This window comes from Jannaschia sp. Os4, assembly GCF_016820245.1.
Taxonomy (GTDB): domain Bacteria; phylum Pseudomonadota; class Alphaproteobacteria; order Rhodobacterales; family Rhodobacteraceae; genus Jannaschia.
Genome location: NZ_JAFCAR010000005.1, coordinates 280541 through 295488 on the forward strand (window position 1 = coordinate 280541; position 14948 = coordinate 295488).

The following is a 14948-nucleotide window of genomic DNA, read 5'->3' on the forward strand; positions in this document are numbered from 1 at the left end:
AAGGAGACCCGAATGAGCCGCACCACCCGCATCCTCGCCACCGCCGGGATCGCCGCGCTCGCCATCGGCGCGGCGGGGGCGATCTACGTCCGCACCGCCGCGATGCCCGCCGACGACTGGCACGCCGACCCCGAGATCGCGCAGCGGACGGGCAAGCCCAACGACTTCCTCGTCGCCCCCGGCGGCGACGCCGCGCCGGTGCGCTTCGACGAGGGGGTGCAGGCGCTGATGCTGCGGCTCGACGCGATGGCCGCCGCGCGGGGCGCGGTGCGGATCGCGGGCACGCCGCAGGAGGGGTGGGCCACCTATGTTGAGCGCACGCCCTTGGTCGGCTACCCCGACGCCATCTCGGTCAAGGCGGTCCCGGACGGGAACGGGGCGCGGCTGATGCTGTGGTCGCGCTCGCGGTTCGGGCATTCCGACCTCGGCGCGAACGAGGCGCGGGTGGACGACTGGCTGGCCGCGCTGGGCGCCTAGTCCCGCGTGGCCTCCGCCGCCGCCGCGTCCTCGCCGAACCGCCCGAGGAGCGCGTTCTCCAAGGTCTGGTTCAACTCCCGCGCGCGGGCGCGGTAGGCGTCGTTCTTGGCCACGGGCGTGCCGGGCTCCCACAGTTCGGCGAGCTCGGCGAGGGAGGCCCGGTCGTGCTTGTAGAACGCCACCTCCATCTCGTGCGCCTCGGTCTCGGAGAAGCCGACGTTCTCCAGCACGTAGCGGCCCGCGCGCAGCGAGGAGTCGAACATCTCGCGCACGATGAGGCGCGCGCCCGCGCGGTAGAGCTCGTAGACGTGCACGCGGTCGTAGGCGCGCGCGACGATCGTGACGTCAGGGTTCGCCTCCAGCGCCATCCGCACGAGGCGCACCGCGTCGGCCCGGTCGTCGAGCGCCACCACGAGGACGTCCGCCTCGGCCAGCCCGGCGGCCGCTAAGACCTCGGCGCGGGTCGGGTCGCCCATGTAGGTGCGGACGCCGAAGCCGCGCAGCAGCTCGATCGTCTCGACGTCGCGGTCGAGGACGACGGGCGCGATGCCCGCCCCCGTGAGCATCCGCTGCACGACCTGCCCGAAGCGGCCCACGCCCGCGATGATGACCCGGCTGCGGGCGTCGATCTCGTCGGCGGGGGCCTCGCCCGGGGCGGCCTTGGACCGCTCGGCCAGCCATCCCTGCAGGATGAACAGGAGCGGCGTGGCCAGCATCGACAGCGCGATGGCCAGGAGCACGACGCGCGACAGGTCGCCCCCCAGCGCGCCCGCCGCGACGGCGACGGAGGTGAGGACGAAGCCGAACTCGCCGGCCTGCGCGAGGCCCAAGGCGAAGAGCTGCCTATCCGGTCCGCGCAGGCGGAACAGCGTGGCGAGGCCCCAGAGCAGCGCGGCCTTGAGCGCGATCAGGCCCACGGTGATGCCCAGCACGAGGAGCGGGGCGCCGGCGAGCGTGCCGAAGTCGATCCCCGCGCCCACGGTGATGAAGAACAGCCCGAGCAGGATGCCCTTGAACGGCTCGATGTCGGCCTCGAGCTCGTGGCGGTACTCCGAGTTGGCGAGGACGACCCCGGCGAGGAAGGCGCCGAGGGCCGGTGACAGGCCGATCAGCGTCATCAGCGCCGCGACGCCCAGCACGAAGAGCAGCGAGACGACCGTGAGCATCTCGCGCAGGCGGGCGCGGCCCACGTAGCGGAACACGGGGCGGGTCAGGAACGTCCCGCCGACGACGATGAGCGCCACCGCCGCGACGGTCAGCAGCGCCATGCCCCAGCCGGGGAGCGAGTCGACCCAGCCCGAGGCGGCCTCGGCCATCTCCATCGCGCCGCCGTCGCCCATCGCGGGGCCGTGGTCGTCGGAATGAGCGTCGCCCGCCGCTTGCCCGACCGCGAGGAGCGGCATGAGGGCGAGCATCGGGATCACGGCGATGTCCTGCGCGAGCAGCACAGAGAAGGCCGAGCGCCCGCCCGGCGTCCGGTCGAGGTCCTTCTCCTGCAGGGTCTGCATGACGATCGCGGTCGAGGACAGGGCGAGGATCATGCCGAGCACGACGGCCTCGGCGGGGGCGGTGCCGAGAGCCCATGCCACGGCGGCCACGGCGGCGACCGTGGCGACGACCTGCCCGAGGCCGAGGCCCAGCAGCTTGGCGCGCATGTCCCACAGCGTGCGCGGCTGGAGTTCGAGGCCGATGACGAAGAGCATCATCACGACGCCGATCTCGGCGAAGTGCTGCAGCGTCTCGGTCTCGGAGCCGACGAGGCCGAGGACCGGCCCGATCAGCACGCCCGCGATCAGGTAGCCGAGGACGGAGCCGAGGCCGAAGCGGATCGAGAGCGGGACGCAGAGCGTGGCGGCGGCGAGGTAGATGGCGGCTTGGAGGAGGGCGGCTTCCATGCCCGACGGCTAGGGCGTCCGGGCTGAGGGGGCAACTAGACGGGCAGCGGGCCGTCCGCCTTGGGCTGGGCCATGACGATCCGGCTCTGGACGCGGGCGACCGCCTTGTGGGGTAGCAGGACACCGTGGACGAGGGCGTTGAGCGCGGCGAGGTCGTCGCACCAGACGCGGAGCAGGTAGTCGGCCTCGCCCGTCAGGGTCCACACGTCGGTGACGCGCGCCTCCTGCTCCAAGGTGCGGAGGAAGGCGCGGGCGCGCTCGGGCTGGTGGGTGGCCATCTGCACCTCGACGAAGGCCTGCACGCCGAGACCGAGGGCGGCCGGGTCGAGCCGGGCGCGGGGCGGGCGGAGGACGCCCTCGGCCTCCAGCCGGGCGCGGCGGCGGGCGGCTTGGCTGGCCGAGAGCCCCAGTTCCCGCCCCAGCGCCTCGCCCGAGAGGGTGGCGTCGCGGGAGAGGTGGCGGAGGAGCGCGCGGTCGGTGGCGTCGAGGGGCGTGCGTCGGTCTTGCATGGACGGGCGTGGGGATGCGCGGAACGCGCATCCGCCTCCGATGTTGGTTCGATGGATGCGCGGCGGGCGCCGCGCGGTCGCGCTAGGTTCCCCGCGAGCAAAGGAGAACGCAATGGGCCCCTTCCCGCACGACGCCGCCCCCGCCACGGTCAGCGACGCGAACCCCGCCGGCACGGACGGGTTCGAGTTCGTGGAGTTCGCGCATCCCGACCCCCAGGCGCTGCGCGACGTGTTCGCGGCGCAGGGCTATGCCCACGTGGCCACGCACCGCACGAAGGCCGTGGAGGTCTGGCAGCAGGGGGACGTCACCTACCTGATCAACGCCGAGCCCGGCAGCCACGCGATGGCCTTCGTGGACGAGCACGGCCCATGCGCCCCGTCGATGGGCTGGCGGGTGGCCGACGCGGCCCACGCCTTCGCCCACGCGGTGGCGAAGGGGGCGGAGCCCTACGAGGGGCCGGGCAAGGTGATGGACCGGCCCGCGATCGTCGGCATCGGCGGCTCGCTGATCTACTTCGTGGACGGCCACCACGAGGCCAGCCCCTACAACGCGGAGTTCGAGTGGATCGCGGAGGCCAACCCCGAGGGGGTGGGGTTCCACTACCTCGACCACCTGACGCACAACGTCCACAAGGGGAACATGGACGTCTGGTTCCGCTTCTACGGCGACCTGTTCAACTTCCGCGAGATCCGGTTCTTCGACATCCAAGGCAAGCATTCCGGCCTATTCAGCCGGGCGCTGACCTCGCCCTGCGGGCGCATCCGCATCCCAATCAACGAGGACCGGGGCGAGACGGGGCAGATCGTGGAATACCTCAAGCGCTACAACGGCGAGGGCATCCAGCACATCGCGGTGGGGGCGAAGGACATCTACCCCAGCGTCGACGCCATCGCGGCCAACGGGGTGCGGTTCATGCCGCCGCCGCCCGCCGCCTACTACCCGCAGTCGACCGAACGCGTGACGGGCCACGAGGAGCCGCTGGACCGGATGGCCGAGCACGGCATCCTGATCGACGGCGAGGGGGTGGTCGAGTTGGACGGCGGGGGGGGCGGCGAGACGCGCATCCTGCTGCAGATCTTCTCGAAGACCTGCGTGGGGCCGATCTTCTTCGAGTTCATCCAGCGCAAGGGCGACGACGGGTTCGGGGAGGGCAACTTCAAGGCGCTCTTCGAGGCCATCGAGCAGGACCAGATCGACCGGGGCGTGCTGAAGGCGTCGTGATGCGCGCATCGCGCATGGATCGGGCGATCCGTGCGCGGGGCGTGGGGGGTGCCATGCGTGCACCCCCCGTGCATATGTCGTGCATACGCCGTGCATACGCGCGTTCATACGGGTGGTCATCTTTCGTTAAGGTTCGGGGGCCCGACGGGGCGCTTTCGTCGGTCGGGCCGCGCGCCTATCGTGCCGCGACCCGAACCGGAGGCCCCCGTGAAGCGATCCGAGATCAACGCCATCATGGCCGAGGGGGACGCGTTCATCCGCTCCTTCGGGCACATCCTGCCGCCCTTCGCCTACTGGACGCCGGACGAGATGCGCGCGCGCCGCGGCGAGATCGGGCCGCTGATCGACGCGCGGCTGGGCTGGGACGTCACCGACTACGGCGCGGGCCGGTTCGGGGAGATGGGTCTGTTCCTATTCACCACGCGCAACGGGCGCGAGGCGGACCTGAAGCGGGGCGGGGGCATGTGCTACGCCGAGAAGATCATGATCTCGCGCCACGACCAGCTGTCGCCCATGCACCGGCACTGGGTGAAGGCGGAGGACATCATCAACCGGGGCGGCGCGACGCTGGCCATCGAGATGTACGGCTCGGCCCCGGACGGCAGCTTCGACGAGACGGCGGGCGGGACGGTGTTCTGCGACGGCATCCGCCGCGACTTCGCGCCGGGCGAGGTGCTGCGCTTCGCGCCGGGCGAGAGCGTGACGCTGATGCCGGGGGACTGGCACGCCTTCTGGGGCGAGGGGGGCGACGTGCTGATCGGGGAGGTCAGCACGGTGAACGACGACGAGACGGACAACTGGTTCCGGGAGCCGATCGGGCGCTTCGCGGAGATCGAGGAGGACGAGGCGCCGACCCATCTGCTCGCCAGCGACTACGCGCGGTGGCTCTGAGCGAATCGTGTGTCGCCGATCGGGGAACAATCGGCGGGCGGGGGCGGTTCGTCCCGTGAAGCATCACCCCGTCCGGCATCAGCGGTTCGGACGGCCCGGGCTCCGGGCGTTCCTCGGTGGTTGTGCGGTGCGGGGAGCGTCCGTGTGAGCGGCGCCCCGGTCCTGATAGGGCCGGGGCGTTCGACGTTCTGGGGGACGCCGCCTGCGGGAGGCGCCGTCCGGGCACGGAAAAGGGGCGGACGCTGCGCGCCCGCCCCTTCCCGTCGTGACGATCCGATCAGAAACGGAAGCCGAGGCGCAGGCCCACGCCGGTGCCTTCGACGTCGGTGCCGTCGCCCTCGAGGTCCACGTAGCGGACCTCGCCGCCGACGAACATGCGGTCGTTGAGCATGTAGTCGAGGCCGAGGCCGACGGAGGGGCCTTCGATCTCGACGTCGCCTTCGTCGATGAAGCTGTAGCCGACGCTGAGGAACGGCAGGGCGCGCCCGGCGGCGTAGCCGACGCGGCCGCGAAGGTCGACGGCGTAGTCGATGTCGTCGGCGAAGCCGAGGCCGAGCTCGCCGCCGTAGACGAGGTTGCCCTGCTGGAAGTTGGAGCCGACGAAGAGGCCGCCGCCGACGTCGTCGCCATCGTCGTCGTCATCATCGTCGTCGTCGTCATCGTCGCTGACGTCGTAGTCGGCGTAGCCGAGGCCACCGCCGACGTAGCCGCCGGACCAGTCCACGAGCGGCGCGGGCTGGGCGATGACGACGGGCGCGGCGATCGGCTCGACGTTGCCGGCGAAGGCGGCCGGCGCGGCGAGCAGGGCCGCGGCGGCGGTGAGGGTCGGGAAGCGCATGGGAGGATTCCTTCCGAGTGCGGGTTGTTGCGTTCCAATAGGATACGCGTTGGGGGGTCACAACGATCCGAGGGGCCGGACATTCGCACGGTCACGTGACCTAAGGGCAACATGGGCCCCGATCGCCCGTGCATCATGGCCCTCGGGGCGCCTTCGGGCGCGGCGGCGGCAGCGCGGATCGGCGGATCCGCGCCGAGCGGATCAGTCGATCAGCGGCAGGAGCCTGTCGAGCGACGCCTTGGCGTCGCCGTAGAACATCCGCGTGTTGTCCTTGAAGAACAGCGGGTTCTCGATGCCCGAGTAGCCGGTGCCCTGTCCGCGCTTGGACACGAAGACCTGCTTGGCCTTCCAGACCTCCAGCACGGGCATCCCCGCGATGGGGCTGTTCGGGTCGTCCTGCGCGGCGGGGTTCACGATGTCGTTGGAACCGATGACGATGACCACGTCCGTGTCGGGGAAGTCGTCGTTGATCTCGTCCATCTCCAGCACGATGTCGTAGGGCACCTTCGCCTCGGCCAAGAGCACGTTCATGTGGCCGGGCAGGCGGCCCGCGACGGGGTGGATGGCGAAGCGCACCGTCTTGCCCTTGGCGCGCAGCTTGCGGGTGAGCTCCGCCACCGTGCCCTGCGCCTGCGCCACGGCCATGCCGTAGCCGGGGACGATGACGACGCTGTCGGCCTCGTTGAGGGCTTGGGCCACGCCGTCGGCCTCGATGGCGACCTGCTCGCCCTCGACGGCCATCTGCTCGCCCGCCGGGCCGCCGAAGCCGCCAAGGATGACGGACACGAAGGAGCGGTTCATGGCCTTGCACATGATGTAGGACAGGATCGCGCCCGAGGAGCCGACCAAGGCGCCGACCACGATCAGCAGGTCGTTGCCCAAGGAGAAGCCGATCGCCGCGGCCGCCCAGCCCGAGTAGCTGTTGAGCATGGAGACGACGACCGGCATGTCCGCGCCGCCGATCCCCATGATGAGGTGGTAGCCGATGAAGAGCGCGGCGATCGTCAGGATGGCGAGGGCGAGGCCGGAGCCGGTGCCGAGGTACCAGAACAGGCAGAGGAGCGAGATCGCGGCGGCGGCGGCGTTGAGCAAGTGCCCGCCGGGCAGCTTCTTTGCGGAGGTGTCGATCTTGAAGGGCAGGAGCGAGGAGCCGCCGGCGAGCTTGCCGTAGGCGACGACCGAGCCGGTGAAGGTGATCGCGCCGATCCAGACGCCGAGCGCCAGCTCGATCTGGAGGATGGTGATCTCGACGGGGATCTTCTTGGCGATGAGGTCGGCGAAGCCGCGGAACTGCTCCGTCACCGCGCCCATCGCGAGCGCCGCCTCGGGGGTGCGGTCGTAGGGCAGGGGCCAGAGGATGTTCGCCTCGGCGAACGCCTCGGCCACGCGCCCGATCTCGATATGGGCGTTGAGACCGACGAACACGGCGGCGAGGCCCACGAGGGAGTGCATCGCCGCGACCAGTTCGGGCATCTGCGTCATCTGCACCCGGTTGGCGAGGACGTAGCCGATGGCACCGCCCAGCCCGATCAGGATGATGGAGACGGGCCAGAGCCCCGCGCCGGGGCCGACGAGCGTGGCGGCGACGGCCAGCGCCATGCCCGCGATGCCGTACCAGATGGCGCGCTTGGCGCTCTCCTGCGAGGACAGGCCGCCCAGGGACAGGATGAAGAGGACGCCTGCGACGACGTAGGCCGCGTTGGTGAATCCGAGTTCCACGGGGCTCTCCTCAGGATTTCTGGAACATGGCGAGCATGCGCCGGGTGACGAGGAAGCCGCCGAAGATGTTGATCCCGGCCATGAAGACCGCGAGCGCCGCGAGCAGCGTCACGAGGAAGCTGCCGCTTCCGATCTGGAGCAATGCGCCGAGGATGATGATCGACGAGATGGCGTTGGTCACGGCCATGAGCGGCGTGTGGAGCGAGTGGGCCACGCCCCAGATCACTTGGAAGCCGACGAAGCAGGCCAGCATGAACACGATGAAGTGCTGCATGAAGGACGCGGGCGTGAAGAGGCCCGCGAGCAGGACGAGCGCGCCGCCCACGGCCAGCAGGATCGCCTGCCGCTTGGTCTCGGCTTGGAACGCTGCCACCTCTGCGGCGCGCTGCTCCTCGGGGGTCGGGATGACGACCTTCTCCTTGGGCTTGGCCGCGATGGCCTGCACCTTGGGGGGCGGGGGCGGCCACGTGACCTCGCCGGAATGGGCGATGGTGGCGCCGCGGATCACGTCGTCCTCCATGTCGTGCACGACCGCGCCGTCACCCGCGGGCGTCAGGTCGGCCATCATGTGCCGGACGTTGTTGCCGTAGAGGTTGGAGGACTGCGTCGCCATGCGGGACGGGAAGTCGGTGTAGCCGACGATGGTCACGCCGTTGTCGGTGACGATCTTGTCGTCGCGGACGGTCAGCTCGCAGTTGCCGCCCCGCTCGGCGGCGAGGTCCACGACGACGGAGCCGGGCTTCATCGCCTCGACCATGTCCTTCGTCCACAGGATCGGCGCGTCGCGATTGGGGATCAGCGCCGTGGTGATGACGATGTCCATCTCGGGCGCCAGCTCGCGGAACTTCTCGAGCTGCTTAGCCTGGAACTCGGGGCTGGAGGGGGGCGCGTAGCCGCCGGTCTCGGCCCCGTCGGGCAGCTCGGAGTCCTCGAACTCGAGGAAGACGAACTCCGCGCCCATCGACTCGATCTGCTCGGCCACCTCGGGGCGGACGTCGAAGGCGTAGGTGATCGCGCCCAGCGACGTCGCCGTCCCGATGGCGGCGAGGCCCGCGACGCCCGCGCCGACGACCAGCACCTTGGCGGGCGGCACCTTGCCGGCGGCGGTGACCTGACCCGTGAGGAAGCGGCCGAAGTTGTTCGCCGCCTCGATCACGGCGCGGTAGCCCGCGATGTTCGCCATGGAGGACAGCGCGTCCATCTTCTGCGCGCGGGAGATGCGGGGGACCATGTCCATCGCGATCACGGTCGCGCCGCGGTCGCGGGCGAGGTTCATCAGGTCCTCGTTGGACCCGGGGTAGAAGAAGGAGATCAGCGTCTGGCCCTTGCGGAGGCGCTTGACCTCCGTCTCGGTGGGCGGGCGGACCTTGGCGACGACATCGGCCACCTTGTAGAGCGCGGCGGGCGTGGCGATCACCTCGACGCCGGCCGCCTTGTAGGCCTCGTCGGTGAAGCCGGCGGCCAGCCCCGCGCCCTTCTCGACGGCGACCTCATGGCCCAGCTTCTGCAGATGGCCGGCCGACTCGGGCGTGATGGCGACCCGGTTCTCGCCCGGGGTGACCTCTTTCGGTGCGCCGATCTTCATGCGAGTCCTCCGATGCCCATCCCCCGGCGATATAGCGGGGGGAAGGGGACCTCAAGGACGCGCGGATCGCCCGCGCAACAACGTTGCGTAGGGAGCGTGCGATGGGACCGGATTTGGCGGGGCGGCATGCGCTCGTGACGGGCGGCGGCACCGGGATCGGGCGCGCCGTGGCCGAGGCCCTGCGCGACGCGGGCGCGGCCGTGACGGTGACGGGGCGGCGCGAGGCGGTGCTGCGCGAGGTGGAAGGCTGCACGCCGGTGGCGATGGACGTGGCGGACCCGGCCTCGGTGGCCGACGGGTTCGCCGCGGCGCGGGCGGCGCACGGGCCGGTGACGATCTGCGTGGCGAACGCGGGCATCGCGCAGGGCCGGTCGCTCAAGGACACCGACGAGGACTTCTGGCGGCAGGTGATGGGGATCAACCTCGACGGCTGCTACCGGACCTTCGCGCACGCGATCCCGGACATGCTGGAGGCCGGGTGGGGGCGGGCCGTCGCGATGTCGTCCATCGCGGGGCTGAAGGGGCTGAAGGGCGCCGCCGCCTATACCGCGTCGAAGCACGGGATGATCGGGCTGATGCGGGGGCTGGCGGCGGACTTCGTGCGAAAGCCCCTAACGGTGAACGCGGTCTGCCCGGCCTACGTGGACACCGACATCGTGACGACCAACCTCGCGTCGTTGAAGGCGCGCGGGCTGTCGGAGGAACAGGCCAACGCCGCCATCCTCGACGCCAACCCGCACGGGCGGCTGATCGACGCGGACGAGGTGGCGTCGGCGGTGCTCTGGCTCTGCTCGGAGGGCGCGCGGTCGGTGAACGGGCAGGCGATCCAAGTCTCCGGGGGCGAGTTTTGACGGATTGGGCCGCGACGCGGGCGCGGTTCGCGCTGCCCGAGGGGGTGATCTACCTCGACGGCAACTCGCTGGGGCCGCTGCCGGTGGGCGTGCCGGAGCGGATGGAGCGGGTGCTGGCGCAGTGGCGCGACAGCCTCATCGGCGGGTGGAACGAGGGATGGATGGCGTGGCCCGGCGCCTTGGGGGACCGGATCGGGCGGCTGATCGGCGCGCCCGAGGGGACGGTCACGGTGGGCGACACGCTGTCGATAAAGGTGCACCAGTTGCTGGCCGCCGCGCTGGAGATGCGGTCCGAGCGGCGGGTGATCCTGTCGGACCGGGGGAACTTCCCCACCGACCTCTACATGGCGGAGGGGCTGATCGCCTCGCTGGGGCGGGGGCACGAGCTGCGGCTCGTGGAGCCGGAGGAGGTTGAGGGCGCGCTGACCGAGGAGGTGGCGGTCCTGATGCTGACGCAGGTCGACTACCGCACGGGACGGATGCACGACATGGCGGCGCTGACCGGGGCCGCGCATTCGGTGGGCGCGCTGGCGCTGTGGGACCTCGCGCACTCGGCGGGGGCGGTGCCGGTGGACCTGTCCGGCGCGGGCGCGGACCTCGCGTGCGGCTGCACCTACAAGTATCTCAACGCGGGGCCGGGGGCGCCCGCCTTCGCCTACGTGCGGCCCGACCTGATCGACGACGTGCGGCCCGCGCTGTCGGGCTGGCTGGGCCACGCGGCGCCCTTCGCGTTCGAGCCGTCCTACCGGCCCGCGCGGGGGATCGACCGGCTGCGCGTGGGGACGCCGCCGGTGCTGCAGCTGGCCGCGTTGGAGGCGGCGCTGGACGCGTGGGACGGGGTGGGGATGGACGCGGTCCGCGCGCGTTCGGTCGCGCTGCAGGAGCGGCTGGTGGCGGGCGTGGAGCGGGAGACGGACCTGCGCCTCGCCTCGCCGCGCGACCCCCACCGGCGGGGCAGCCAAGTGAGCTTCCGCCATCCGGAGGGCTACGCCATCGTGCAGGCGCTGATCGCGCGGGGCGTGATCGGGGACTTCCGCAGCCCGGACATCGTGCGGCTTGGGGTGACGCCGCTGTTCCTGTCGGAGGGGGACATCGACGCGGCGGTGGGCCACGTCGCCGCCGTGATGCGCGGCCGGGAGTGGGACCGGCCCGAAATGAAGGCGCGCCGCGCGGTTACGTGAATCTCCATGACGGCGGGGGGCGGGGGGCTACCTCGCGTCCATGCTGCGCGACCATCCCCGCCGATACGACCTCGCCAACGAGCTGCACGCCCGGCCTTTCCCCGCGCTGGAGGCCCCCTGCCGGGCGGCCTTCGTGGCCATCAAGGCGGAGGCGGACGCGGCGAACCGGGACAGGGGCGTGGACCGGGCGCATCTGCTGGCGCTCTTGGACCGCTTCGGGGCGACGCACCCGGCGCCGGGGGCCACCCACCACTTCGTCCGGCTGGGGCGGCACCACCTGAAGTGGGAGAGCCACACGGAGTTCGTGACCTACACGTTGTTCAGCGACGGCGTGGCGGAGCGGCCCTTCGAGGGGGCGTCCTTCGACGCGTTCCCGGCGGACTGGCTGGCCGACGCGCCGGGGGTGCGGCTGACCTCGGCCCTGATCCGGGTCGAGGGGGAGACGCACGGGGACGAGATCGCGCCCAAGCTGGCGGAGTGGTTCGTGCCCGAGAGCCTCGCGGTGGCGCGGGTGCTGGACGACTCGGCGGTGATCGCGTCGGACTTCCGCATCGACGCGGCGGGGCACGTGCGCTTCGCGGTGTTCTGCGCGGACAAGACGGGCGAGCGGCGGGTCGGGCGGATCGTGCAGCGGCTCACGGAGATCGAGACCTACAAGACGATGGCGATGCTGGCGCTTCCCCGCGCCCGCGCGCTGGGGGCGCGGCTGGGCGAGATCGACGCGGATCTGGTCCGGCTGGTGGGCGACATGCGCGAGGGCGGCTCGGAGGAGACGCTGGAGGGGCTGCTCAAGATCGGGTCGGACCTCGAGACGATGCTGGCGCGCTCCTCGTTCCGGTTCGGCGCGCAGGAGGCCTACGAGGCGCTGGTGCGGCAGCGGATCGAGGTGCTGCGCGAGGAGCGGTTCGGCGGGCGCCAGACGCTGCACGAGTTCATGATGCGCCGCTTCGACCCCGCGATGCGGACCTGCCGCGCGGTGCAGCGGCGGATGGAGGCGATGGCCGAGCGGGCCAAGCGGGCGGGCGACCTGCTCTCGACGCGGGTGAACGTGGAGCGGGCGGCCCAGAACGCGGGGCTGCTCAGGTCCATGGACGCGCGGGCGGACGCGCAGCTGCGGCTGCAGAAGACGGTCGAGGGGCTCAGCGTCGTGGCGATCAGCTACTACGCGCTGCAGCTCGCCGCGTCGCTTCTCTACCCCGTCGGGGTGCGGGTGGGGGCGACCAAGGAGATGGTCGCCGCCGTGCTCGTGCTGCCGGTGGTGGCGCTGGTCTGGTGGATGGTGCGCGGGGTGCGCAAACGGCTGGGCTAGGCCTTCCGGACCTCGGAGGCGAGCTTGAGCACGCCGTCGCCGTCCTCCTGCTCGATGTAGAGCGCGGGGTCGTCGTCCGAGCCGTCGCGCGTGACCTCCGAGCCCTGCAGCTTGCGCGTGATCTTCTGGGTGTAGGTCTTCTCGACCGTGCCGGTCCCGGTGCCGTTGCCCCAGTCCCACTCGACCTTGTCGCCCTTGGAATAGCTCATCGTGGCCTCCTGTCTCGATGACTCCGCGAACGGGGCGGCGGGGGATTCGGTTCCGGGGGCGGGGGCGCCCGCGGCGCCCCAGCTCGGGGCCGGGGCGCCGGGAGCGGCGTGCCCGCGCGGTGCGCTACCGGCCCGCGTCGCCCTCCGATAGCCGCCGGAGCAGCCGCTCCACCTCCGCCCGGTGCAGGTCGAACCGCCGGTCCTCCGCCCGCATCTCCAGCCGCGCGCCGTCGTCGCGGGAGAACCAGCCGTGGGGCAGGCGCGCGCGGGGGTCGGCGAGCCATGCGGCGAGCGCCACGGGAAGCACGCCGTCGCGCGCGAAGGCGATGCGGTCGTCGCCGCGCCGGAGGTCCACGCGTCCCGCCTCGGCGCGCATCTCCAAGGGCGTCATCGGACCCGGCAGACGTGGACCCGGTTGCGGACCGACGGCTCGCCCAGCGGCATGGTGGCGAAGGCGGGGGTGCGGTGGACCTCGTCCCACGCCGTGCCCGCCATCGCGTCCAGCTTGTCGAGGTAGCGCGCCTCCTGTTCCGCGTCGTGGCGGAGCGAGACGACCAGCCAGCCGCCGGGGCGTGTGACCCGGACCAATTCGTCCAGCGCCTCGGGCGGGGCGTGGCCCGGCGTGATGGTGCCCGCGCAGAGGGTGGCCGCGAAGTGGCCGTCCGCGAAGGGCAGGGGGGTGCCGAGGACGACGCGGTGCGTCTCGGCGTAGACGCCCTTGGCGCGGGCGACGGCCATCATGCCCTCGGACAGGTCCGCGCCGACGAGGCCGCCGTAGCCCGCGGCAACCAGCGCCTCGGCGTGCAGCCCCGTGCCGCAGCCCGCGTCGAGGATGGGCGCCGCGTCCACGGGCACGAAGCGGGCCACGCAGGCGGCCATCATCATCGGCAGGCGGTAGCCCATCGCCATCAGGTCCGCGTCGTAGTCCGAGGCCCATGCGTCGTAGGCCCCCTCCTGCGCCTCCGCCGAGGCCGCGCCGTAGACCGCGTCGAGCCTGGCGGGGGCGGGCCTATCCATCGCGGAGCCGCCTGCGCTCGGCCCGGAAGACCGTCCGCTGGTGCACCGCGTCCGGCCCGTCCACGAGGCGCAGCGTGCGGAGGTGCCCCCAGAGGCGGGCGAGGTCGGTGTCTTGGCTAACCCCCGCGCCGCCATGCAGCTGGATCGCCATGTCGCACACCTCCAGCGCGACGCGCGGGACGAGCACCTTGGCGGCGGAGATGTAGGGGGCGGCGGCCTTCATGTCGCCGGTCGCCGCGTGCGCCCGGTCCATCTCGGAGGCGGCGCGCAGGCAGGTGAGGCGGGCGGCGTCGATCCCGATGCGCGCCTCGGCGATCCGCTCGGCGTTGCCGCCGAGATGCAGGAGGTCGGAGCCGAATGCGTGGCGCGCCGCGCCCCGCGCGAGGGCGAGGTCGAGGCACTTCTCCGCCATGCCGACGGCGCGCATGCAGTGGTGGATGCGGCCCGGCCCGAGGCGGCCTTGGGCGATCTCGAAGCCGCGTCCCGGCCCGAGGAGCATGGCGTCGGCGTCCACGCGGACGTCCGTGTAGCGGATGTGCATGTGGCCGTGCGGGGCCTCGTCGTCGCCGAAGACGGTGAGGCCGCGCAGCACCTCGACCCCGGGCGTGTCGGTGGGGACGACGAGCATGGAATGCCGCTGATGGCGCGGGGCGTCCGGGTCGGACAGGCCCATGACGATGTGGACCTTGCAGCGCGGGTCGCCCGCGCCGGTCGACCACCACTTCTCGCCGTTCAGGACCCAGCCGTCGCCGTCGCGCTCGACCCGCAGCTCCATGTTGGAGGCGTCCGAGGAAGCGACGTCGGGCTCGGTCATCAGGTAGGCGGAGCGGATCTCCCCCGCCATGAGCGGCTCCAGCCAGCGGCGCTTCATGTCCTCCGTGCCGTAGCGGGCGAAGACCTCCATGTTGCCGGTGTCCGGGGCGTTGCAGTTGAAGACCTCGGGGGCGAGCCACGCGCGGCCCATCTCCTCGGCGATCCACGCGTAGTCGACCGTGGTGATCCCCGGCCCGCCGGGGAGGTGGGTGCGCCAGAGGTTCCAGAGGCCGCGGTCGCGGGCCTCGGCCTTGAGCGTCTCGAGGATCTCGGTCTGGCGGGGCGTGTGGGTCCAGCGGTCCGGCACGTGGTCGGCGTGGAACTCGGCGTCCAAGGGGGCGATGCGCGTCCGCACCATCTCGGCCACGGCATCGCGGAGCGCGCGGCCCCGTTCGGTCAGGCTCAGGTCCATGCGCGCACCCTTGATGATGC

15 protein-coding genes are annotated in these 14948 nt (G+C 72.0%); 6 read left to right on the top strand and 9 right to left on the bottom strand.

Annotation, left to right across the window (positions count from 1 at the left end; translation table 11 throughout):
• Positions 1 to 12: 12 nt before the first annotated feature.
• A complete protein-coding gene (locus JQC91_RS15115) occupies positions 13 to 477 on the top strand; it encodes a DUF1499 domain-containing protein (RefSeq protein ID WP_203288075.1) in 465 nt (154 codons plus the stop codon).
• On the opposite strand, the gene JQC91_RS15120 is transcribed toward JQC91_RS15115, so the two are convergent.
• Positions 474 to 2372: a monovalent cation:proton antiporter-2 (CPA2) family protein gene (locus tag JQC91_RS15120; RefSeq protein ID WP_203288076.1), complete on the bottom strand. Its 1899-nt coding sequence runs from the start codon at positions 2370 to 2372 to the stop codon at positions 474 to 476. The two genes, JQC91_RS15115 and JQC91_RS15120, sit on opposite strands and share 4 nt — an antisense overlap.
• A gap of 35 nt (positions 2373 to 2407) precedes the next feature.
• Positions 2408 to 2881: an Lrp/AsnC family transcriptional regulator gene (locus tag JQC91_RS15125; RefSeq protein WP_203288077.1), complete on the bottom strand. Its 474-nt coding sequence runs from the start codon at positions 2879 to 2881 to the stop codon at positions 2408 to 2410.
• 112 nt (positions 2882 to 2993) lie between these two features.
• Between JQC91_RS15125 and hppD the strand changes: the two genes are divergently transcribed.
• The gene (gene hppD, locus JQC91_RS15130) at positions 2994 to 4103 is read left to right on the top strand and encodes a 4-hydroxyphenylpyruvate dioxygenase (protein ID WP_203288078.1); all 1110 of its coding nucleotides are present in this window, start codon (positions 2994 to 2996) and stop codon (positions 4101 to 4103) included.
• A gap of 207 nt (positions 4104 to 4310) precedes the next feature.
• Positions 4311 to 4994, top strand: coding sequence for a D-lyxose/D-mannose family sugar isomerase (locus tag JQC91_RS15135; RefSeq protein ID WP_203288079.1), 684 nt, complete (start codon positions 4311 to 4313; stop codon positions 4992 to 4994).
• 277 nt (positions 4995 to 5271) lie between these two features.
• Here JQC91_RS15135 and JQC91_RS15140 read toward each other — a convergent pair whose 3' ends face one another.
• The 3 genes from JQC91_RS15140 to JQC91_RS15150 form a co-directional block, all read right to left on the bottom strand.
• Positions 5272 to 5832, bottom strand: a complete 561-nt coding sequence (locus tag JQC91_RS15140) for an outer membrane beta-barrel protein (protein ID WP_203288080.1) — start codon at positions 5830 to 5832, stop codon at positions 5272 to 5274.
• A gap of 201 nt (positions 5833 to 6033) precedes the next feature.
• Positions 6034 to 7551, bottom strand: coding sequence for an NAD(P)(+) transhydrogenase (Re/Si-specific) subunit beta (locus JQC91_RS15145; RefSeq protein WP_203288081.1), 1518 nt, complete (start codon positions 7549 to 7551; stop codon positions 6034 to 6036).
• Between the two features lie 10 nt (positions 7552 to 7561).
• Complete coding sequence (locus tag JQC91_RS15150; protein WP_203288083.1) at positions 7562 to 9136, bottom strand: Re/Si-specific NAD(P)(+) transhydrogenase subunit alpha; 1575 nt, start codon at positions 9134 to 9136, stop codon at positions 7562 to 7564.
• Positions 9137 to 9237: 101 nt separating this feature from the next.
• On the opposite strand from JQC91_RS15150, the gene JQC91_RS15155 reads away from it, so the two are divergent.
• From JQC91_RS15155 to JQC91_RS15165, 3 genes are read left to right on the top strand one after another with little or no spacing between them, the layout of a single operon-like run.
• Positions 9238 to 9987, top strand: coding sequence for an SDR family oxidoreductase (locus JQC91_RS15155; protein WP_203288085.1), 750 nt, complete (start codon positions 9238 to 9240; stop codon positions 9985 to 9987).
• Complete coding sequence (kynU, locus tag JQC91_RS15160; protein WP_203288087.1) at positions 9984 to 11168, top strand: kynureninase; 1185 nt, start codon at positions 9984 to 9986, stop codon at positions 11166 to 11168. Before JQC91_RS15155 ends, kynU begins: the two co-directional genes overlap by 4 nt.
• 40 nt (positions 11169 to 11208) lie before the next feature.
• Entirely contained in the window at positions 11209 to 12477 is a 1269-nt protein-coding gene (locus JQC91_RS15165; protein WP_203288088.1) for a DUF3422 domain-containing protein, read from the top strand.
• Here the strand turns inward: JQC91_RS15165 and JQC91_RS15170 are convergent.
• The 4 genes from JQC91_RS15170 to JQC91_RS15185 form a co-directional block, all read right to left on the bottom strand.
• Positions 12474 to 12686 carry a DUF2945 domain-containing protein gene (locus JQC91_RS15170; protein ID WP_203288090.1) on the bottom strand — a complete coding sequence of 71 codons (213 nt, stop codon included), beginning with the start codon at positions 12684 to 12686 and terminating at the stop codon, positions 12474 to 12476. The genes JQC91_RS15165 and JQC91_RS15170 overlap by 4 nt on opposite strands.
• 124 nt (positions 12687 to 12810) lie before the next feature.
• Positions 12811 to 13077 carry a hypothetical protein gene (locus JQC91_RS15175; protein ID WP_203288092.1) on the bottom strand — a complete coding sequence of 89 codons (267 nt, stop codon included), beginning with the start codon at positions 13075 to 13077 and terminating at the stop codon, positions 12811 to 12813.
• Positions 13074 to 13703: a class I SAM-dependent methyltransferase gene (locus tag JQC91_RS15180; protein WP_203288094.1), complete on the bottom strand. Its 630-nt coding sequence runs from the start codon at positions 13701 to 13703 to the stop codon at positions 13074 to 13076. Before JQC91_RS15180 ends, JQC91_RS15175 begins: the two co-directional genes overlap by 4 nt.
• Positions 13696 to 14928 (bottom strand): acyl-CoA dehydrogenase family protein, encoded by a 1233-nt coding sequence (locus tag JQC91_RS15185; RefSeq protein ID WP_203288096.1) that lies wholly within the window; start codon positions 14926 to 14928, stop codon positions 13696 to 13698. Before JQC91_RS15185 ends, JQC91_RS15180 begins: the two co-directional genes overlap by 8 nt.
• Positions 14929 to 14948 lie beyond the last annotated feature (20 nt).